This is a genomic window from Bacillus sp. FJAT-22090 (assembly GCF_007676755.1).
Taxonomy (GTDB): domain Bacteria; phylum Bacillota; class Bacilli; order Bacillales_A; family Planococcaceae; genus Psychrobacillus.
Genome location: NZ_VEBK01000002.1, coordinates 369194 through 391201 on the forward strand (window position 1 = coordinate 369194; position 22008 = coordinate 391201).

21 protein-coding genes are annotated in these 22008 nt (G+C 38.5%); 1 reads left to right on the plus strand and 20 read right to left on the minus strand.

Annotated features, from left to right (window positions below; translation table 11 throughout):
* Positions 1-54: 54 nt before the first annotated feature.
* The 3 genes from FS486_RS04630 to FS486_RS04640 form a co-directional block, all read right to left on the minus strand.
* Positions 55-1155: a metallophosphoesterase gene (locus FS486_RS04630; protein WP_260858022.1), complete on the minus strand. Its 1101-nt coding sequence runs from the start codon at positions 1153-1155 to the stop codon at positions 55-57.
* Positions 1156-1366: 211 nt separating this feature from the next.
* Positions 1367-2740, minus strand: a complete 1374-nt coding sequence (gene argH / locus FS486_RS04635; RefSeq protein ID WP_144510140.1) for an argininosuccinate lyase — start codon at positions 2738-2740, stop codon at positions 1367-1369.
* Complete coding sequence (locus FS486_RS04640; RefSeq protein ID WP_186321359.1) at positions 2737-3951, minus strand: argininosuccinate synthase; 1215 nt, start codon at positions 3949-3951, stop codon at positions 2737-2739. Before FS486_RS04640 ends, argH begins: the two co-directional genes overlap by 4 nt.
* Positions 3952-4124: 173 nt before the next feature.
* On the opposite strand from FS486_RS04640, the gene FS486_RS04645 reads away from it, so the two are divergent.
* Positions 4125-5144 (plus strand): NADH:flavin oxidoreductase/NADH oxidase, encoded by a 1020-nt coding sequence (locus FS486_RS04645; protein WP_144510142.1) that lies wholly within the window; start codon positions 4125-4127, stop codon positions 5142-5144.
* A gap of 129 nt (positions 5145-5273) precedes the next feature.
* On the opposite strand, the gene FS486_RS04650 is transcribed toward FS486_RS04645, so the two are convergent.
* The 17 genes from FS486_RS04650 to FS486_RS04730 form a co-directional block, all read right to left on the minus strand.
* Positions 5274-5501 carry a hypothetical protein gene (locus tag FS486_RS04650; RefSeq protein ID WP_144510143.1) on the minus strand — a complete coding sequence of 76 codons (228 nt, stop codon included), beginning with the start codon at positions 5499-5501 and terminating at the stop codon, positions 5274-5276.
* A gap of 208 nt (positions 5502-5709) precedes the next feature.
* A complete protein-coding gene (hpaD, locus tag FS486_RS04655; RefSeq protein ID WP_144510222.1) occupies positions 5710-6693 on the minus strand; it encodes a 3,4-dihydroxyphenylacetate 2,3-dioxygenase in 984 nt (327 codons plus the stop codon).
* A gap of 20 nt (positions 6694-6713) precedes the next feature.
* Entirely contained in the window at positions 6714-8225 is a 1512-nt protein-coding gene (gene hpaE / locus FS486_RS04660; RefSeq protein WP_144510223.1) for a 5-carboxymethyl-2-hydroxymuconate semialdehyde dehydrogenase, read from the minus strand.
* Between the two features lie 32 nt (positions 8226-8257).
* Positions 8258-9184 carry a 2,4-dihydroxyhept-2-ene-1,7-dioic acid aldolase gene (gene hpaI, locus FS486_RS04665; RefSeq protein WP_144510144.1) on the minus strand — a complete coding sequence of 309 codons (927 nt, stop codon included), beginning with the start codon at positions 9182-9184 and terminating at the stop codon, positions 8258-8260.
* 29 nt (positions 9185-9213) lie between these two features.
* The gene (locus FS486_RS04670) at positions 9214-9708 is read right to left on the minus strand and encodes a flavin reductase family protein (RefSeq protein WP_260858014.1); all 495 of its coding nucleotides are present in this window, start codon (positions 9706-9708) and stop codon (positions 9214-9216) included.
* Between the two features lie 29 nt (positions 9709-9737).
* Positions 9738-11219, minus strand: a complete 1482-nt coding sequence (hpaB, locus tag FS486_RS04675; RefSeq protein WP_144510145.1) for a 4-hydroxyphenylacetate 3-monooxygenase, oxygenase component — start codon at positions 11217-11219, stop codon at positions 9738-9740.
* Positions 11220-11309: 90 nt separating this feature from the next.
* Positions 11310-11699 carry a 5-carboxymethyl-2-hydroxymuconate Delta-isomerase gene (locus tag FS486_RS04680; RefSeq protein ID WP_144510146.1) on the minus strand — a complete coding sequence of 130 codons (390 nt, stop codon included), beginning with the start codon at positions 11697-11699 and terminating at the stop codon, positions 11310-11312.
* A gap of 16 nt (positions 11700-11715) precedes the next feature.
* Positions 11716-12474 (minus strand): fumarylacetoacetate hydrolase family protein, encoded by a 759-nt coding sequence (locus tag FS486_RS04685; protein ID WP_144510147.1) that lies wholly within the window; start codon positions 12472-12474, stop codon positions 11716-11718.
* Positions 12471-13247, minus strand: coding sequence for a fumarylacetoacetate hydrolase family protein (locus FS486_RS04690; protein ID WP_144510225.1), 777 nt, complete (start codon positions 13245-13247; stop codon positions 12471-12473). Before FS486_RS04690 ends, FS486_RS04685 begins: the two co-directional genes overlap by 4 nt.
* Positions 13248-13275: 28 nt before the next feature.
* Positions 13276-14073: an ABC transporter ATP-binding protein gene (locus FS486_RS04695; protein WP_144510148.1), complete on the minus strand. Its 798-nt coding sequence runs from the start codon at positions 14071-14073 to the stop codon at positions 13276-13278.
* Complete coding sequence (locus FS486_RS04700) at positions 14051-15097, minus strand: ABC transporter permease (RefSeq protein ID WP_144510149.1); 1047 nt, start codon at positions 15095-15097, stop codon at positions 14051-14053. The genes FS486_RS04695 and FS486_RS04700 overlap by 23 nt, the downstream gene beginning before the upstream one ends.
* Positions 15098-15114: 17 nt before the next feature.
* A complete protein-coding gene (locus FS486_RS04705) occupies positions 15115-16092 on the minus strand; it encodes an ABC transporter substrate-binding protein (RefSeq protein WP_144510150.1) in 978 nt (325 codons plus the stop codon).
* A gap of 15 nt (positions 16093-16107) precedes the next feature.
* The gene (locus tag FS486_RS04710; RefSeq protein WP_144510151.1) at positions 16108-17556 is read right to left on the minus strand and encodes a dihydrolipoyl dehydrogenase family protein; all 1449 of its coding nucleotides are present in this window, start codon (positions 17554-17556) and stop codon (positions 16108-16110) included.
* A gap of 1 nt (position 17557) precedes the next feature.
* Positions 17558-18757 carry a dihydrolipoamide acetyltransferase family protein gene (locus tag FS486_RS04715; RefSeq protein ID WP_144510152.1) on the minus strand — a complete coding sequence of 400 codons (1200 nt, stop codon included), beginning with the start codon at positions 18755-18757 and terminating at the stop codon, positions 17558-17560.
* A gap of 12 nt (positions 18758-18769) precedes the next feature.
* The gene (locus tag FS486_RS04720) at positions 18770-19786 is read right to left on the minus strand and encodes an alpha-ketoacid dehydrogenase subunit beta (RefSeq protein WP_144510153.1); all 1017 of its coding nucleotides are present in this window, start codon (positions 19784-19786) and stop codon (positions 18770-18772) included.
* Between the two features lie 3 nt (positions 19787-19789).
* Entirely contained in the window at positions 19790-20845 is a 1056-nt protein-coding gene (gene pdhA, locus FS486_RS04725; RefSeq protein ID WP_144510154.1) for a pyruvate dehydrogenase (acetyl-transferring) E1 component subunit alpha, read from the minus strand.
* A 14-nt stretch (positions 20846-20859) separates the two neighbouring features.
* Positions 20860-22002 carry a Leu/Phe/Val dehydrogenase gene (locus tag FS486_RS04730; protein ID WP_144510226.1) on the minus strand — a complete coding sequence of 381 codons (1143 nt, stop codon included), beginning with the start codon at positions 22000-22002 and terminating at the stop codon, positions 20860-20862.
* Between the last annotated feature and the right edge of the window lie 6 nt (positions 22003-22008).

Genomic DNA, 22008 nt, shown 5'->3' on the forward strand with positions numbered 1-22008 from the left:
ATATATAGAATCAATAGAAGTTTCATTTTTCTGACAACATTAACACTAATCATCTCATATCTCTAAGCAGTCTTTCGGTATCCAACCAACTTCGCCATTTTCTCTCTTCACTAATATATATCCATCACATTTCTGATCAACCAACCATATTTTTTCGCCTTTTGTGACCGATAGAATAGTGGTACTCAGGTCCGTTTTAGAACTCACCGATTCATTATCAATAAGTAAATATTCATTTTTTATCCATTGTTTTATACCGAGATTCGTATTTTCACACAGAGTAAAGTATTCCTCTTGGCGTATCACTTGTAGGTCATAATTTGGATATGTAATGGTGCCTACTCTATTCGTCGAATCGTTGTATTCTTTTTTCACAATCAGTTCGTTTGTTAATTCATCAACATATGTATATGTATACTCTCCATTTTGGATAATGAGTGCATTAAGTTGTCCATCTTTCTTTATCTGATTTCCACCATCCAGCGCAATAACTTTTTTATCTGTGTCAATAATCGGATTATGCGAACTAACCTGACTTGCACGATAGTTAACGACAGGCCAATGACCTACAATAACCATTTTCTCGGCTAGATGCTCTTGTTTATAAAATTCTTGCGTGCATAAAGCGACCTCTTCTGTTGTCTCTTTCCAATTTTCCTTGTTTTCAATACCTGCATGAATGATTATAAAATCATCCGTTTCAAAAGCAATCGGTAATGATTCTATCCAATCTATTTCTTCTCGAAAATATTGAAGATAATAATGACCAAGTTCTTCTAGCTTCGGAAATTCTTTTAATGTTTTATTATGTTTTGCTAGCATTTCATTTAATACTGAATTCTTTTGTCTAGTCATGTATGGAATGATTCCATCACTTTTGTTGAAAATAGAACGATGGACCACATCACAATTTCCTTTTGTTACATAAACCTTATTGGAATGTTCACATAAAGCTCTTACAAATTCTATTACTGCTAAACTATTTGGACCTTTTTCGCATAGATCTCCATTTATAAATAAATAGTCATCTTCTGTATAATCTACTTTTTGTAGTAGTTTTTTGAATAGCATTAGATTGGCATGTATATCTGATATGACTATTGCACGTTTTGTGTTGTCTAATTGTAGTTTTCTTACATCTATGATAATTCCCACTCCCAAAATCGAACTTTTAGGAATATTATATCAAAAGTAAGATTCTTAATTATACTTAATTTTTTCGAAATCCTTTGGACATATTTTTGAGGTTATTCCAAGTAAACCGTTCATTTCTCTCACTAAACTATCTATAAGACTAAATTTCTTCCTAAAAACAACAAAAAAACTGCAGACAGCTCAATACAATCGGAGTGTCTACAGTCTGTTATTAGGTTAAGCGGTTTTCAGCTTCTTCAATTTGAATGATAACTTGTTCAAATCCGGTTCCACCAAGGGAGTTTCTTCTTTTCACAGCAGCAAGTGGTGATAATACGTCATAAATATCCGATTCTATCAAGCCGCTTGCTTCTTGAAGATCATCTAGGGGAAGATCTAATAGGAAATAGCCACGTTGAATACATAAGAACACTAATTTGCCAGTTACTTCATGTGCTTCACGGAAAGGAAGCCCTTTAGCAGCAAGATAATCAGCGAGTTCGGTCGCATTGGAAAAGTCTTTGTGCACAGTATCGTGTAGACGTTGTGTATGAACAGTCATTGTGCGAACCATGCCTTCAAATATTTTCAACGAGCCGACAATCGTATGTACGGTATCGAACATGCCCTCTTTGTCTTCTTGCATATCTTTGTTGTAAGCTAGCGGCAGTCCTTTGATTACCGTGAGCAAGCCCATTAGGTTCCCATAAACACGACCAGTTTTTCCACGGATTAACTCGGCCATATCTGGGTTTTTCTTTTGTGGCATAATACTTGAACCTGTAGAGAAAGAATCATCTAATTCAATAAAGTTAAATTCGGCGCTGGACCATAGAATGATTTCTTCCGCAAATCGCGATAGATGTGCCATAAGTAGCGAAGAGTTACTTAAAAATTCAACGATGAAGTCACGATCACTGACCGCATCCATGCTGTTTGCATAAACATTTGCAAACCCCAAATACTCCGCAGATAGTTTGCGATCAATCGGAAATGTTGTCCCTGCAAGGGCGCCTGCTCCAAGTGGAGAGATATCGATACGTTTTAGCGAATCGTTAAAACGATCCTTGTCTCTGTCAAGCATCCAAAAATAAGCCATTAAATGATGTGCAAACGATATTGGTTGAGCCCGTTGTAAATGTGTATAGCCCGGGGCAAGTGTTTCTACATGTGTTTTAGCTTGTGCAACTAATGTTTTTTGGAAAAGTTCAATTAACTCGATGATTTCTCCTACTCTATTTTTCAAGAAAAGGTGCATGTCGGTTGCAACTTGGTCATTTCTGCTACGACCCGTGTGCAGCTTACCGCCAACTGGACCGATTAAATCAATGAGCATTTTTTCTAAGTTTAAATGAATATCTTCATTTGCAACTAAAAATTCTAAAGCATTGTCTGCAGAAAGCTTTTTTAGTTGCTCCAGACCATTTAGAATTTGTTGTACGTCTTCTTGAGGCAAAATATTACATGCCCCAAGCATTTTAACGTGTGCAACGCTCCCTTCTAAATCCTCCATCACTAATGTTTGGTCGAAACCAATGGAAGCACCAAATTCATCTACCCATTGTTCGGCAGATTTCTGAAATCTTCCTCCCCAAAGTTTGGTCATGCTTTCACCTTCTCTGCTCCCTTGTTCACCATTGCGTGAACTTTTGTTGGCAGACCCCATAGCTCAATAAAACCAACCGCCGATGCATGATTGAACTCGTCTTCTGCTGTATACGTAGCAAGTTTTTCGTTATATAAAGAGTTTGGAGATTTACGTCCCTCAACAATTGCATGCCCTTTAAATAATTTCACACGAACCGTTCCATTTACATATACTTGTGTTTCTTTTAGGAATGCTTCTAAAGCAGTTCTTAGTGGAGAGAACCAAAGTCCTTCGTAAATAAGCTCCGTCAATTTTTTCTCCATTACTGGTTTAAAGTGCGCCAATTCTTTTACTAATGTAATATCTTCTAATTCTTTATGTGCAAGTAATAGTGTATGAGCACCTGGGATTTCGTAAACTTCACGAGACTTAATCCCAACTAGACGGTTTTCTACGTGATCGATACGTCCAATACCATGTTTACCAGCTAATTCATTTAATTTCAAAATTAGTTCATATAGTTTATATTCCACACCATCCAATGCGACTGGCACACCATTTTGGAACTCGATTTCTATTATGTCGGGAACGTCGGGAGCGTCCTCAAGTGCAACCGTCAAATCATAGGCATCTGCTGGTGGCGCTGCCCATGGATCTTCTAAAATACCACATTCATTCGCACGCCCCCAAAGGTTTTGGTCAATTGAGAATGGGCTATCTAAGTTGATGGGAATTGGAATATTCTTTTCTTTTGCATATGCAATTTCTTCTTCACGGCTCCAGCTCCACTCACGAACCGGTGCAATAACTTCTAAATCTGGATTCAATGCTTTAATGGAAACTTCGAAACGAACTTGGTCATTGCCTTTACCCGTACAGCCATGGGCAACAGCAGTTGCTCCCGTTTGTTCAGCTATTTCCACTAATTTTTTAGAGATTAACGGACGTGATAATGCAGAAACAAGTGGATATTTGTTTTCATACCATGTATGTGCTTGCAATGAAATCAATGCATATTCGTTAGCAAATTCTTCTCTTGCATCGATCATATAACTTTCTATCGCACCAACTTCAAGGGCTTTGTTTTTGACGAACTGAAGATCTTTTCCTTCACCAACGTCTAGACATACTGCTACAACGTCATACCCTTCGTCTTTTAACCATGTAATGGCAACGGAAGTATCTAATCCACCTGAATATGCTAAAACTACTTTTTTATTCATTCTCAATTCCTCCTATGTATGTTTATACATTAATTTAGTATTAATATACATAATGTATCATTCCTTATGTATAAATACAACAAAAACTTCATGATTATAAGTGACATTTTCAATTGACAGACAGATTAATTGCTTCCCATAAATGAAACAAAGATAATAGAAGAAAGGAGTGAGTCAAAATGAGTCATTTATTTTCACCTATTAATCTAAAAGGGTTGACATTGAAAAATCGAGTTGTTATGCCCCCTATGTGCCAATATTCAGTGGAAGCAAAAGATGGTACCCCAAATGATTGGCATTTCGTCCATTACGTTTCTAGAGCTATCGGTGGCTCAGGTCTTGTCATTGTGGAAATGACAGACGTGGAACCAGATGGACGAATTACAGATTACGATTTAGGCTTATGGTCTGATGAGCAAATCCCAGCATATAAAAGAATCGTCAAGGAAGTACAGAAATATGGGGCTAAAATCGGTATACAAATTGCGCATGCCGGAAGAAAAGCTGAGGATGCAAACCCACCAGTTGGAGCATCTGATATTCCGGTTGCAGAAAAATGGAAGAAGCCGAGAATCCTTTCAACCGATGAAGTGAAGGAAATGGTTATGAAGTATAAAGAAGCTGCAAGACGTGCTGTTGCAGCTGGATTCGATACCATTGAACTCCACGGAGCACATGGCTATTTAATACATCAATTCCATTCGCCAGCGATTAATAATCGAACCGATGAATATGGAAAAGATTTATCTAAATTTGGAGTAGAAATCATCCAAGCTGTTCGTAGCGTCATGCCAGCAGAAATGCCGCTTCTTTTCCGTATCTCGGCCATCGAGTATATGGACGATGGATACAACTTGGAGCATTCTATAGAAATTGCCCAAAAATATAAAGAAGCCGGCGTAGATGTTTTTCATGTATCAAGTGGTGGGGAAGCACCTCCCGGAAAAGTAAAACCATCGAATACGCCTGGCTACCAGGTTCCATTTGCCCAAGCATTTAAGAAATCTTTAGATGTGCCTGTAATAGCAGTGGGAATATTGGAGGATCCTCATCTTGCTGAACAGGCAATTGAAAGTGGAGACACTGACCTTGTAGCTGTAGGTCGTGGTATGCTGAAAGATCCGTATTGGACACTCCATGCGGAAGAAACACTTACAGGAAAAACGGTACCACCAGAACAGTATAAAAGAGGATTTTAGTATTCATACCAATTAATCATTTCTAAAGAACAAGTAAACCTCCCTAAAAATTCTTAGGAAGGTTTACTTGGTTTTGTGTTTTAATCAGGAAGAAATAGTGAGGTCAATACCTTAATAACATCCTCAGTGTCATAAAGATCTTTTATATTTTATATAGGGGATTAAAACTATTACGGAAATAATTAATAGAGTAAATAAAGCAGCCCCTATTCTGTTCCGCCCCTCCGCCTCACCAAATAAGAAAAATAATACATTTGCAAATGTAGGCATACCAAGCCATTCAAGGAATGGTATCACAATAAAAATACCGATTAGAAATGCAAAAATAAATACAGGAGGTAACCTTTTCTTCACCATACTATTTTTCCCCTTTCTTAAAACTGAAATACTAGTATTACTGCAAAACCAACTCTTAGTGAACTAGCCAGCTATAGTATAATACTGACTACTGCTTTAGAAATATGAATAGCAAGATAAACATTAATGCAAAACCACCTACGAAAATGTTACGATACATTTTCGTAGGTGGTTTATATTGTCTTTCTAATTTGAATTAGTACAAGTCTTAAACCATAATTTTAGGTTTTCTCTGTTTCAAATAAGGTTCAGTACATTCAATTTCAGCCCCTGTTTCAATATCAATAAATGTACTTGTCTCATTAAACCAACAATCTGGTGCTTTATGCCCCCAAAATGTTTGACGTAGTGGATCGTTTAAATCCCATTTTTTCGGCTTTAAATCCGGATCACTTGTTAAATAGTCGCCCGTGTAAAGCTCTATTCGATGACCATCCGGATCTCTTAAGTAAAGAAAGAAAGCGTTGGATAGTCCATGACGGCCTGGCCCTCGTTCAATGGAGTCCGCATATCCCATACTTGCCAATACATCGCAACAATCAAGTACACTGAGTCGATCTGATAATGTATAAGCAAAATGATGTAAAGTTGGTCCTGGTCCACTCATGAATGCTTGGTCATGAACAGTCGGCTTTCGATAAAGCCAAGTTGCCCACAAATCCCCATCTTCTGTTTCTGTATATTCAGAACACGAGAAACCTAAGTGTTTCACAAAGAAGTCATATGCTTTTTGTACATCAGGTACGGAGCAATTCACATGATCGATTCGCTGAATTTTCGCTCCGGTATAAAGATCATAGCGCTGTAACATCCGATCCACTATAGTCATTTCTGCGAAAAATTCTAAAGGAATGCCCGAAATATCATGGACACGTAGTGTTCTCCCCATTGCATATTGCTGTCCTTTAGGCACCCACTTTGTTTTTAAACCAATAGAAATGAAAAGCTTTTCAAGCTCATCTAGATCCTCTTCTTTTTGAACTTTATAACTAAGTACTTCGACGACTGCTTTATTAGCTTTTTTCAAAAGTAAGCTATGATGGGAATGTTCCTCTAAACCTCTTAAATAGATATGATTTTCATCGCTTTCTGTTTCAATCATACCTAATCCATCCACATAGAATTTTCTGGATGCTTGTAAATCTAATACATGAAGAACAGTCCTCGCGATTCGAATGATGGAGAAATCCATTGTGTTCACCATACTTTCCTTTACTTTTTCCCGAACTGCTGAATGTGATGATCAGCAATTGAAACGTGAATAATTTTCTGCTCCGTATAAAAATCAAAACCGTAATGTCCACCCTCACGTCCGATTCCTGAGGATTTTGAGCCACCAAAAGGAGTTCTTAAATCTCGAACATTCTGCGCATTCACCCAAAGCATTCCTGCTTCCACTTTATGCGCAACTCGGTGGCCACGCTTTATATCATTTGTCCAAACATAGCCAGCTAGTCCATAATCTATATCGTTAGCAAGTTTAATCGCTTCTTCCTCGTCTTTAAATGTTAAAACGGTTAGTATTGGACCGAAAATTTCTTCTTGGGCAACGCGCATATTGTTTTCTGCGTTTAGAATAAGCGTCGGGGCTACAAAATTCCCTCTCGCAAACTCCATCGGGATATCTCCCCCAATAACTTCCGTACCTTCAGCTTTGGCAATTTCCAGATAGCTTTTTACTTTAGTAAAATGTCCTTTATCAATAAGTGGACCCACTTCTGTTCCAGCGTCTAGCGGGTCTCCAACTTTAATATTTGCGACACGCATCTTTAAAGCATCAATAAATTTATCTTTAATTCCTTCTTGTAAAAACAAACGTGAGTTAGCCGTGCATCGTTCCCCATTAAAAGAAAAAATTCCCCAAATACATGCATCTAGTGCACGCTCAAAATCTGCATCTTCAAAAACGATAATCGGCGACTTTCCCCCAAGCTCCATTGAACAGCTTTTCAATGTATCCGCACTATTTTTTATGATCGTAGAACCCGTCTTTGTTTCTCCTGTGAACGATATTAGCTGAACATCTGGGTGTTTAACAAGGGCATCCCCTGCTATTTCGCCATAGCCATGGACAACATTAAACACACCTTTTGGCAGGCCTGCTTGATGAATTATTTCAGCTAGTAAATTTGCTGAAAGGGGAGAAAGCTCTGCAGGTTTTAAAACAACTGTATTGCCAGTCGCAAGCGCAGGTGCTACTTTCCATGTCTCTAACATAAAAGGTGCATTCCATGGGGTGATTAGACCTGCTACACCAACAGGAGTACGGATTGTATAGTTGATAAACTCGTCATCTACTTGATAGGCATCACCCACTAGACGATTTTCTACCATGCCTGCATAAAAACGAAAGTTTTCTGAAGCACGGCTTACCATCTTTCTAGTTTGGCTAATCGGAAGGCCTGTATCAAGCGCCTCTAAGTATGCAATTTTCTCCACTTGTTCATCAATTATATCTGCGATGCGATAAATATATTCCATTCTTTTATTAAGCTTCATTGATTTCCAAGGACCGTGATTGAAAGCTTCTCTTGCAGCAGCTACTGCTAGATTTATATCCTCCACTTGCCCTTCCGCAACTTGGTTAATTAGTTCATTTGTAAATGGATTTATATTTTTAATCGTTTTGTCACTTACAGACGATTTAAATTCGCCATTTATATAAAGTAATATATCCTTTTGGGTTTCATGCTTTAAAGAAACCAATTCTTTGGAAGATACCATATCTATCACCTATTTTCTCATAAAATTTGTCTTTACTTTATAATTGCTTCTTCCTTTGACAAAATAGCGAGATCAATAAGTGTTTCTTTAACTTCGTCTTGTATTTTGGAAGAAGGTAATCCTAAAGGTAATCGTAGCTTAGGCGTTATTTTCCCCATCATACCAAGTGCTGCTTTAACAGGGGAGGGATTCGTATCTTTGAATAGAACATCATTTAACGGCATTAACTCAAAATGAAGATTTTGCGCTTTGACAATATCTCCCGCTTCCCATGCATTATACAATTCAGCTACTTTCTTTGGTTCTACATTTGCCGTTGCACTTATAAATCCAGCACCACCAATTGCAAGCATCGGATAGCAGAGTAGTTCAATTCCAGAGAACAGCAGAAAATCTCTTCCACAATTCAAAAGTACACGATTTACATGTTCAAAATCTTTATTCGCTTCTTTTACTCCAATAATATTTGGACAGTCTTCCACTAAACGTTTCATCGTGGAAACTTCCATATTGACAGCAGAGCGCCCGGGTATATTATAAATAATGATTGGGATTACTACAGAATCTGCTACTGTTTTAAAATGCTCATAAAGCGCTTCTTGATTTGGTCGATTATAATATGGCACGATAACCATTGCGGCATCTGCACCAATTACTTCTGCGTACTTCGTAAGCTCCATTGTTTCATCGTGATTTGTTGAACCTGTACCAGGTGCAAAAAACACGCGTCCATCAATGGTCTCTTTCGCAAGGGACATAACTCTCTTTCTTTCTTCCATTGTTAAGGAACTTGGTTCTCCGCTCGTCCCAGTAACAGAAATCCCATGACTCCCACTTTCAATCTGCCAATTGATCAATTCGATAAATGCTTTTTCGTCAATCATGCCATTTTCCGTGAAAGGCGTTACTACTGGACAAATAGAGCCTCTTAACTTCTTTTTTGCTTCTTCATATGCCATATGAATCTACCCCTTTAGTATCCAACTTTTTAACTTTCTTTTTCCGATAGCTCCCTATACTTCCCTTGGCTAAATAATAAAGGATCTTTTGGTTCTAGCTTCACTCCCGTAACTAGACCGATAAAAATTGTATGATCACCGACTACATATTGGCTATGCAATTCACATGTGATAACAGCCAAAGACTGTTCTAAAATTGGCAACCCTTTATAAGTAGAAAAGAGAATACTAGCTTCAGTATCCAACTGACCCGAAAATTGCTTCGATACATTTTGTTGATTAGACGATAGAATATTAATCGCAAATTGTTTAGATTTATTTATGTGCTGTAGCATGTTTGCCTTTTCTCCTATACTAATCGCAACAAGCTTTGGTTTTAAAGAAACGGACATAAAAGCATTGGCAGTCATACCATACACTGCTTCATCTACTTTAGTTGTAATTACTGTCACGCCTGTTGCAAAACTACCCATTACATCCCGGTAGATTCGCTCGTCAATTTCCCGGTCTGGTTGCCGTATCATTCATTCTCCTCCTTGCTTTCGAAAATATGTTAAACTATGCCTGCTTCTTTTTTTGTTTTATTTAAAAAGTTTGTGACCATGTCTTTATATGGCTGTTTATCAAATCCATCATAATAGGCATTTGACATTCTCACCGGATCTCCAAAGAAATAATACTCATAGAGTGCTTGTCGATTACCAAATGCACTTATGGAAATGTCCCATGCCAAGCGAAATAGCTGAACTCTCTCTTCCCCGTTTATATTTGCACCTTGCGTATAACGATGCACTAATGGACCTACGTCTGTGTTACTAAAGTCCGCTTCGGTTGGAAGAGCCATCAATCCAGAAGCTCCCAGTATTTTAATAATTTCATTCATGCGTTGGTACATTTTGGGGAACCAATTGCGAGCCGCATTTAATGGTTCAAAGTCCGGCGTCATATTACCATATTGATCAATTTGGGCATTATGCTCCGATTTGTATAAATGGGAACGCATTACTTCTAATATCACCATGATCTCACTTGCTTTTTCCTTCACATGCATAAATTGATCTATACCGATTGCTTCCATCATGCTGATAACTACGCCTAAAATGAACTCCGTTTTTACAATGTTTTTGCAAATGACTTGATGGGTCATATGGATAACTGCATTTGTCTCTGCATACGTTCGGTTACATATATCGGTGCTTTCACTAACGAAAACTCTTTCCCAAGGTACGAGCACATCTTCAAAAGAGATGATTGCATCACTTTCATCAAATCTAGCCCCGAGTGGGTGATCCCATTTGCTTTTTCCATAATCGAATGATTCACGAGATAGGAATTTTAACCCCGGTGTATTATTTGGAATAGCAAACGCAAATGCAAAAGGATCATCTATAGTTCCAGGAGTCCTATTTATAGTAGAAGGAAAAACTACGAGTTCATCCGTAATACCCCCTAATGTGGCCAAAAGGCGACAACCATTAACAATAATTCCATCGGACGTTTTTTTCGTAATGCGAGCAGAGAGAAAAGGATCTTTTTGTTCTGATTGCGTAAGTTTTGATCGATTGACTTGTGGGTGTATTAAAGTATGCGTTAAACTGATATCGTTTTCTCGAGCATATTCATAGTAGTTCGCCGCATTTTTAGCAAATTGAGCACTACCTCCACCTGCTTGTGCAAAAAATTGGTTAGCGGTACCAAATGCCATAATACTTGTGTTTAAATAATCCGGGGAACGTCCCATCATCCCCCCTGAGAATGTTGCCCATTCGCTATGCATTTCGCGTCTTTTAAATAAGTCTTCTTTCGTTTTAGGTGCAATAAAAGAAAGCCCCACTTTTTTTCCCGAAGTGGGAGAGGTATACAGCATTTTTTCCGGTTTTTCGTGTTGAAGATCGTACAGACCAGCAACACTTTCTACTACATTTTTAAATGCTGGATGTGTTGTAACATCATCGACTTTCTTTCCGTGTATCCATACTTCTGTTTTACGTTTTTTTATACCTTCTATATATTCCTGTCCAGTTCGTGCTCCCATTTCTTTTCCCTCCTCATTTCGTTTAAGGGTTTCTATTAAAGTAAATAAAATATTCAGAATTATTAATGCGAATTTATCTAATTGTAGTTTTTATCGGACTTTAAATCTTGAATGAATATTATTAAGTTTATACGTACCGGCCTCACTAAACTCCACTAGTTCCAATGATAATGCTAAATAACGCTTTTCCATTAATTCCGAGAAATGATTCTTTATTACTGTGAATAACATCTGACAAATTTCTCTCTTTGTTTCTTCGGAACGGCCAGCGCCAATTTTCAATACTGCATGGACAAAAGCATCATTCTCTGCTCCATCTGCCACTCGATAATCTTTTAATTCAATTGCCCTCGAACGAATACCCCCTATCGGAAAAATAGTATCATTTTCCATAAGAATTGTATGAATGTTTTCTAATAGTTTAGGAATATTCGATTCATCTTTAATATTATCAGTGTATTCTACAATAAAATGTGGCAAACCAATCCCTCCCTTTCTATCGATTTAAGAAGGACTCATCACCGATAATCGTATTTGTCAGTCGTCCTATTCCTTCTATTTCCGTGACAACAACATCCCCAACGACTGTATCAACTGATCCTTTAGGAGTACCGGTTAGTATGACATCATTTTCACTTAACGTCATAAAACTGCTTAAATATTCAATAATAGAAGGGATATCAAAAATCATATTTGCTGTAGACCCTTCTTGAACAAGCACACCATTAATATGTGTAGTCAATTTTAAATTCATTGGATTTAACACATCAGCTGCATCAACAATCCATGGACCGAATGGTGTACAAGTATCACGATTTTTTACTCGTAAGTTAGGGCGATAATAATTTTCTAAGTAATCCCTTATTGCATAGTCGTTTGCGACACTATATCCCTTAATATATTGATAAGCGTCTTCTTTTTTTATATTCCTACCGGATTGCCCTATAATTACAGCCAATTCACATTCATAATGCATATAAGTTACATCACCGGGACGACGAGTATAAGCTAAGTGTCCTATAAACGTATTAGGTCCTTTTAAAAAGATAAGAGGTTCGGACGGGGCATCAAATGCCAATTCTGCTGCATGGTCCGCATAGTTAAGTCCTAATGCAAACACCGTACGCGGCTCTATTGGCGGTAGCCAAATTACGTTTTGTTCTTCCACTATGCGACCATCATCTAAAAGGAGTTCGCCTTCACGTTCAATTACTTCATGGATTGACCCACCATATGCTATTCGAGCTTTTTTCATATCGCCAACCACCGTACTCTCTCTTTTTCCTCCATAACAACATTTTCCAAGATGCCAATACCTGCAATTTCAATCCTGACTTTATCCCCTACCTCTACTAGGGGGGCATTTTCAGGTGTTCCAACAAGTAAAACATCTCCAGGATATAATGTCATAAATTCGGTTACATCAGCCAATAACCGGGAAATCGGTCGTATCAAATTAGCAGTTGAATTTTCCTGCTGGAGTTTATCGTTGATGAATACTCGGATAGCTAAATCATCTGGGTTAACCACTTCATGGCGATCAATTATCCAAGGACCGATAGGACAAAATCCATCCCTTGCATAATAGGGAACCGCTGGACGATAAACACTGTCATGTGGTATGCATACATCGTTTACAATTATATAGCCCGCAATATAGTTCAGAGCGTTTGCTTCGTTCACAGCGATCGCTTTCTTAGCAATGACTATTCCAAGAGCGGCTCCCACTACTAGTTTCGTTATACCCACTGGCATAGGAATTGCCGCTCTATGACAATTGAACGTATTTGCTGGTTTTATATAAAGGATAGGGGCGATAGGCGGCGAATTATACGGTGTATTATTTACTGTATCTCCTAATTCTGCAAGCGCCCCTTTATAATTCAACAATGTACTATAAACTGTACCTTTGATGGGAATATCGAATTGTATTTCACTGACCTTTACTTCATTACAACTTATCTCAGCAGTATTCGTTTCAAAATTCACATTGGCCGCTACTAATTCACGTTCTCCCAACACCTTCATCTCTACCTTAGTAATAAGCCTCACTCCTTCAGATTGACAATAGTGCTTTATCACTTGTTAGTTTCTCGCCACGAATACGTTGGAATTCATCCATTAGTTTAGGGATTGTTAACTTTTTCTTTTCCTCTGCTTCTATTTCTAGAATGATTTGTCCTTTATCCATCATAATCAGCCTATTCCCTAGGTCTAATGCTTGTTGCATATTATGTGTGATCATGAGTGTTGTGAGCTTATCTTTGTCGACCAATTGCTTTGTTAAGTTTGTAATTAGTTCTGCACGTGACGGGTCTAAAGCAGCTGTATGTTCATCCAAAAGCAAAATAGAAGGTTGGGTAAAAGTTGCCATCAATAATGAGAGCGCTTGTCTTTCTCCACCAGATAACATTCCCACTTTCGCATTCAATCTATTTTCAAGATTTAAGTGAAGCGTTTCAAGTGATGATCGGAACAACTCCCGACGTTTTTTGTCTACTCCTTTTATTAATCTGCGTTTTTTGTTTCGGGAATAAGCCATCGCCAAGTTTTCTTCAATAGTCATGGTCGGTGCAGTTCCTGCCATTGGATCTTGAAATACCCTTCCAATCATTTGGGAACGTTTATATTCCGGGACTTTTGTTACATCTTTATCGGCAATCTCAATTACACCAAAGTCAGGAGAAAGAGCACCAGAAATCATATTCAACATTGTTGATTTTCCAGCTCCATTGCTTCCGATCACAGTCATAAAGTCGCCTGGATTTAGTTGCAGATTAATTTGGTCTAAAGCAATTTTTTCGTCCGGTGTTGCTTCGTTAAATAATTTATTAATCTGGCTGAGCTTTAGCAATGACCTTCTCCTCCTTCCTTTGCAAATGTTCGTATGCTAATCGTTCTGTTAGCCGCTTAGCTTTTCTATTCTTTTCACGTTTCTTTTCAAAGTATTGAGGCAAAACTAAAGCACAAATAACGATTACAGCGGTAATTAGTTTCATATCTCCCGTGTCTAAAAAGTCCACTCTAAGTGCAAGGCCAAGTACAATCCTATAAATAATAGCTCCTGCAATTACCGCAAAAGTCGTACGCAATATTGTTTTCGTACCGAATATTGCCTCACCAATAATGACGGAAGCAAGACCGATAATAATCATTCCAATTCCCATTCCTATATCAGAAAACTTTGCGTACTGCGCGATCAAAGCTCCCGAAAAGGCAACAAGTGCATTAGAAAAACCTAGACCAACAATAACGAGTGTGTCCGTATTGGCCGATAAACTTCGTATCATTTTCTTGTTATCACCAGTAGCTCGTATTGCAAGGCCTACTTCAGTTTTCAAAAACCAATCTACGATAAACTTGATGAGTAAAACAATAATTATCACAAGGAACAATATACCCCATGTTGAGGGCAAATATTGAACCCCCAACATGCTAAAAAAGTTATTAATAACAGTATCAATACCTAAATGGCTCCAAAAAGAATGGAACTGGGCGAATAGTGTGTCAGCATTTAGTAAAGGTATATTGGGACGACCAATCGAATTAGGTGAGGTCAATCCCATTATTCGTAAATTAATAGAGTAAAGAGCAATCATCATTAAAATCCCAGATAAAAGTGCGTTGATTTTCCCTTTTGTATGAAGAAAACCAGTTATGCATCCAGCAAGAAACCCGCAAACTATAGCTATTGCTGTAGCAAGTGCTGGATGATAACCAAGAATTATCATTGTGGCAGCAACTCCAGCACCTGTTACAAAGCTTCCATCAACCGTTAGATCCGGAAAATCTAACACACGGAATGATAAATACACACCAAGTGCCATAATCGCATAGATGATTCCTTGCTCCACAGAGCCAAATACTGCTGCAAACATGTAGAATCACCTCCTATTTATTCGCTAAATTCCGCTTTCCACTCATCTTTGATGTCGAGCCCCAATACCGAAGCAGTTTCTTTATTCATAATAAGTTTTAACTTTTGAGGAATTTGAACAGGTAAGTCCGCTGGTTTGCTTTCCCCTTTTAATATTTTGACCGCCATTTGGCCTGCCTCGTACCCGATATCAAAGTATTCAAAGCCATATGCTGCTAAGCCACCACGCTTTACAGAGTCGAATTCGCCTACCATTACTGGGATTTTATTGTCATTTGCAACGGATACTACAGATTCAAGTGCGGAAACTACTGTATTGTCCGTAATAATGTACATAGAATCTACTTTTCCAAGCAATGATTCCGTCGCTTGTTTCACATCTGCTGAGGTAGCAACAGACGCTTCCACAACGGACATATCCATGTCTTTTAACATTTCTTTTACGGCATCTACTTGAGCTCGTGAATTTTGTTCTCCAGAGTTAAACACCATACCAACTTTTTTAGCAGCCAATTCTTCTTTTAAAAATTTCATCGTATTAGAGATTGCATCTGGATGTGCATCAATTGTACCTGTTACATTCCCTCCAGGTTTTTCCATAGAATCAACTAGTTCTGCTCCAACTGCATCTGTTACAGAGGTGAATATAATCGGAATTTCTGTTGTAGCACTAGCTACTGCTTGAGCACTAGGAGTAGAGTTAGCGAAAATGAGATCCACTTTTTCACTAACAAGATTTGTCGCTATTGTTGTATTAGCACTATTATCACCTTGCGCATTTTGCTCTACATATTCAGCATCAATTCCCCCGTCGGCTAATGCCTTTTTAAAACCATCATACGCTGCATTAAGTGATGGGTGTTCGACGATTTGAGTCACACCTATTTTAAATTTCTTTGAGGCTTCCACCTTTTCTTCGCCTTTTTCACTACATGCCCCAAGTAGTAAGGTGCCACTTAAAAAAACAGTCATCATTTTTTTCCATCCGCTTGTCATTACATTTCCCCCTTTTTAACGATGTTTTATTTTGTATTTATGTGATTCTAAATTAGGCGCACTATGAATCGCCTGTCCGATTAAACCCTCTACAGCCTCTAGTAAACCTTCATTAATTCCTGGATGAATATAATTAGGAAATTTTACATCCTCTTCTTTTGCGGCCATTTCGAGTAGCTGTACAAAGGAGCCTGACATTTCAGCCGCCCCGTCCCCAACCATATGAATACCTTGTATAACTTCTGTATTAGCATCAGAAATAATTTTTATAAAACCATCCCTTTTACCGGTAATTGTTGCATAACCATTGCTACCTAAAGCAAATTTACTTGTACGAATTTCCATCCCAAAATCCCTTGCTTTTTGTTCCGATAGACCTACTGAAACGACCGGTGGAATAGTATGTGCAACAACAGGCATAAACGTAAAATCTACTTCCACTTGTTGCCCTGCAATAAAAGCGGCAGCTGCTTTTCCTTGTTTAATGGCTTTTACTGCGAGCATCGGACCTTCCGCTACATCCCCAATTGCAAAGATTGAAGAAATCGAGGTTTGCATATTACCATCAATTTTGATAAAGCCATCACTCGTCTGTTCGATTCCAAAACGGCTTATACCAAGCGTTTCTAAATCAGGTTTCCTTGTTCCTGAAACAAATAGATGAGATCCTTGTATTGTCTCCTCTTCATCTTTGTCTGTTAGGAATGTTAAGTAAATCCCATCTTCTGTCTCTTTAGTTGAAATAAATTTCTTTTCTTTATACACTTTCATTTTTCGTTTTTTAAACAAACGATCTAATTCTTTATTGATAGAATCATCGAAAAGGTAATTTACATCGCAATCCTTCACAACACTGACCTTCGCCCCTAATGCGGCAAAACTAGAGGCAGCTTCAAGGGCAATATAATCTTGCCCCCTTACTATTAAGTGCACAGGTACCTCTTCCAATTGAAAAAGTTCATGTGGCAATAAAATTCGATTCCCTTTTTCTCTCATCTCTGCTGGCAATTGTGGATTGCTACCCGTTGCTATGATTGCTTGTTTAAATTCAAAAATATCGAATTGATGTCCATTTTCAACACCAATTTTGTTGACGGCAAGAAATGTTGCCTTTCCACGTATAATTTCAATCTTATTTTCATTACATAGATTTTCAATCCCAGCCTTAAGCTGATTAATAACTTTCGCTTTATAGGCACTTAGCTTATGAAAATCAAATGAATTATCCATTGTGCTAATTCCTATATCATTTAAGTGGGCCGTTTCTGAGCGCTTGGCTGCTGCATGCGTATAAATTTTAGAAGGAACGCATCCCTCATTTAAACAGACCCCTCCCATATCGGACTGTTCGATCAACGTAACCGATAGCCCAAGTTGTATGGCTCGTATAGCGGCACTGTACCCTCCAGGTCCTCCACCAATGATAATGAGATTTCGCTCCTGACTTATTTCGCCAACAACCATTTTATATCATCTCCATCATCAATTTATGAGGGTATTCTATTAGACTTGCAAATCGATTCGTAAATTTAACTGCAGTTGCGCCATCAGCAACACGATGATCAAAGGCAAACGAAAATGTCATTATATGGCCGATGACAATTTCATCGCGGTCATTGACTATCGGTTGTTTTTTCGTTTTATGGAAAGCGATAAGAGCCGTCTCTGGATAGTTAATAATTGGTGTTGCTCCAATGCTGCCCAAAGGTCCAACATTGCTCACTGTAAATGTACTATTTCGCATTTCAAATGGCTGTAATTTACCTGCAATTGCTCTTTCTGTTAACCCTTTTACCTCTTTATTTATCTCTTTGATAGATTTCTTATCAACATCATGGATAACGGGTACGATAAGCCCGCTTTCCGTGTTTGTTGCAATACCGAAGTGATAGTTTTTCTTAAGCAATATTCGATTATTTTCTTCATCTAATTCCGCATTGAATATCGGAAAATCCTTCAGTGAAATGGCAAGTGCTTTCATTAGAAAAGCCGGAATCCCCACTGTTTCCCCTTCTGCTTTCATTTTTTTTCTCAGTTCAAACAGGTTTGTCATATTAACTTCATCAAAATGAGTGACATGGGGAATGGTAAAAAGAGACTTTGTCATTTTTTCTGCAATCTTTTTCCGTATCCCTTTAAAAGGAATTTCATCAGAAATACCCTGACTGACAGTAAGTTGCTTAACCTCTGTTTCTTGCTTCTTTATTGTCTTTGAATCTTTTATTAAACGTAATACATCTTCCTCAGTTACCCTTCCTGAGGGATCAGTAGCATGTACCTGCTCCAGATTTATATTATTATCACGCGCTAATTTGCGTGTATATGGAGTAGCAAGCACTCGATTAAAAGTAGGAAGGAGCTCATTCGAAGGAACTGGAGCGTCCTTTTTATCCTTTTCTACTTTTGATGTATTTTCCGACTGATCTGTCTTATCCGTTTCAATATAAAGTAAACTAGTCCCGACCTGTACAACTTTTCCTTCTTCAATAGGGATTTCCTTCACGATGCCCGAGCAGGGTGATGTTAGTTCTGCAACCATTTTGTCAGTTTGAACCTCGACAAGAGGCTGATCCAGTCTAACTGAATCACCGACTTTCACCAAATAGTTAATCACTTCCCCTTCGGTCATTCCTTCTCCGACATCGTGTAATTTTACTTCGATCATTCCATTTCCTCCTTAAAAATGAACCACTTTTTCTATTCCTTCAACGACCCGTGCCGATGTCGGTAGATAATGTTCTTCTAATGCAAAAAATGGAACTGGTACGTCAAAACCTGTAATACGTTCAATTGGAGCACGCAGATAAAGAAAAGCGGTATCGTTTATGATTGATACGATATCATTGCCAAGCCCCCCGGTATGATGGGCTTCATGAATAATGACTGCTCTTGTTGTCTTTTGCACAGACTCCGCAATTATGTCACGATCAATTGGATACAATGTACGTAAATCAATAATTTCACAACTAATCCCTTTGTTATGAGCCTGTTCTGCTGCTTTCTCCGCGATTGAAACCATTGCCCCCCAAGCGATAAGCGTGACATCCGAACCTTTCCGTACTATTTTTCCTTTTCCGATTTCGACGGAATACTTACCACTAGGAACTTTCTCCCTGTTTGCACGATAGTTTTTCATTGGCTCCAAAATTAACACAGGATCCGGATCTTCCATCGCTGCTATTAGTAATCCTTTTGCATCAAAAGGGTTGGATGGACAGACTACTTTAATGCCAGGCATGTGGGTAAATAAGATTTCTGTACTATCTGAATGTATTTCAGGAGCTCGAATCCCTGCTCCATAGGGTGCCCGAATAACCATAGGTACTGTAAACCGAGACATCGAACGCATGCGAAGACGCGAAACATGTGTCATTATTTGTTCGTATGCTGGATAAATGAAACCAAGAAACTGGATTTCAGCAATTGGCCTAAAACCATTTACTGCAAGACCGATTGCTGTACCGATTATTCCCGCTTCGGAAAGGGGAGTATCAACTATTCGGTCTTCTCCAAACATCTCCTGCAAGCCTTCTGTTGCACGAAACACACCGCCGTTTTTACCAACGTCTTCCCCAAGTATGATGGTTCTTTCATCTTCCTGTAGCATTACGCGCATACCATCATTAATCGCTTGTATCAATGTTAATTGTTTGGTGGTTTCCTCTTTGTGCTCTGTACTTTTTAATTGTGTCATTCATCACTGCCTCCCTAAATGTGCGAGATATGCTTCTTTTTGTTCAACAAGTTGAGCTGGCATTTCAGCATATATGTGATTGAAAACATCTTCTACATTAGGCGGTGGAAACTTTTCCATTTCTTCAACCGCCTTCTCCACCTCGTTGTTCGTTTTTTTATGAGTAGATTGGATCCACTCCTCATCCCAGTAGCCGTAATTTTTCATAAACAATTCTAGTCGCATGATTGGGTCTACAATATTTTCTCCTTGTTCTTTTGGACGGTATTTTGAAGGATCATCCGCGGTCGTATGGGCACCTTTTCGCCACGTAACAGCTTCTATTAAAGTCGGACCACTACCATTTCGGGCATGTTCAACGGCCTTTTTCGTTTCAAAATAAACGGCAAAACAATCATTTCCATCGATTCGAATTCCCTCAATTCCATAGGCAACCGATTTTTGGGCTATCGTTTTGGAATTCATTTGTTTTTCAATTGGAACAGAAATTGCATAGCCATTATTTTGATTAAAGAAGACGACAGGCAATTTTAGTACACTCGCAAAATTCAATCCTTCATGGAAATCTCCTTCTGATGTAGCACCATCTCCGAAGTAAGCAATGGATACATTTCGAGTTCCCTTTTTCTTTTCAGCCCAGGCAGCACCAGCAGCATGTGGAAGTTGAGTTGCAATTGGTACAGCAGGTGGGAACATATTTCGATCTGGTGGAGCCACACAGCCTTCTACACGCCCATTCCAATAAAGAAATGTTCGAACCATACTCTTACCAAATGTTATTGTCGCCCCATGATCACGATAAGTCGGGAAAACCCAGTCACTAGTATTTAAAGTTAGTGAACTACCTACCTGTGCTGCTTCTTGCCCCTCAAAAGGTGCATATGTTCCTAAACGTCCTTGACGTTGCAAGTTAATCGCTTTTCTATCAAAAGCACGAATTCTGGACATATGATAATAGAGATCTTGAACAAGTTGACTATCTATCTGTTCCTTAAAACTGGTATCAATAAGAAAGCCTTGGTCATCTATTATTCTTTTTATTGGATAGTTATGTTCCACTCGGCTCCCTCCAATCAAGTTAGTTTGTTAAATGTCCACTTTGGTTTCGTTGGTGCAGAGAAAAAACTATTCCTTTTTCCACGATTTTCTATTCTTTTTTCACACATAGCATTCGCTGATTCTTCGGTAGTCATATCTGTACTAGCAGCTTCTTTATAAACTTCTAGAATCGAATCGTATATATGTTTTGTTTTGGCAAGGACTCGTGCATGATTAATACCGTACAATTCATCCGCAACTTGAATCAGTCCACCAGAATTCACAATATAATCGGGAGCATATAAAATCCCTTTATCTCGTAGCATTCTACCATGTCTGTCTTCTAGTAATTGGTTGTTAGCTGAACCTACAATTGCTTTTACTTTAAACAGAGGAATTGTACTGTCATTAATAATTCCACCAAATGCACAAGGTACGAAGATATCAGCTTCTTGAGAGTAAATTTCATCTTTTAAAACGATTTGAACTTCTCCGGTTGTTTTTGATGCTACATCTTCAATCTTCCGAAGACTTTCTTCATTAATATCTGTTACATAAATTTTGGCACCAGCTTCAAGCAGCCCACATGCAACTTTAAATCCAACTTTCCCCAGTCCTTGAATCGCATAGACTGGTTTACCTAATTCGTCATTACCATAAAGCGTCTGATTGGTAGCTTTGATGCCGTATAAAACTCCTGCAGCCGTTGGTATGGATGAATCACCACCACCCCCATATTCTTCTGGAAGACCATTGATAAAGTTAGTTTCTTTCGTAGCATGAACAAAATCCTCCATCGTCGTTCCCATATCCGTTCCTGTATAAAAACGGCCTCCTAGTGAATTGACAAATTGACCGAAAGCACGGAATAATTCAGGGGACTTATCTTTTGTAGGATCACCGATAATGACAGCTTTTCCGCCTCCAAAGTCAACATCGGCAGCTGCGCATTTGTAGGTCATTCCTTTTGAAAGGCGAAGAGCATCTTCCAGAGCTTCCTCCATGCTACTATAAGGTTGCATTCTACATCCTCCGAGCGCTGGTCCAAGAGTAGTGTTATGAATCGCAATAATTGCACGTAATCCAGTTGCAGGATCATTGCAAAATACCACTTGTTCATGTTTTGCCATTTTGTCGAAAAGATCATATTCTTTAATCATTGATAGATTTTCAGCCATTATCAC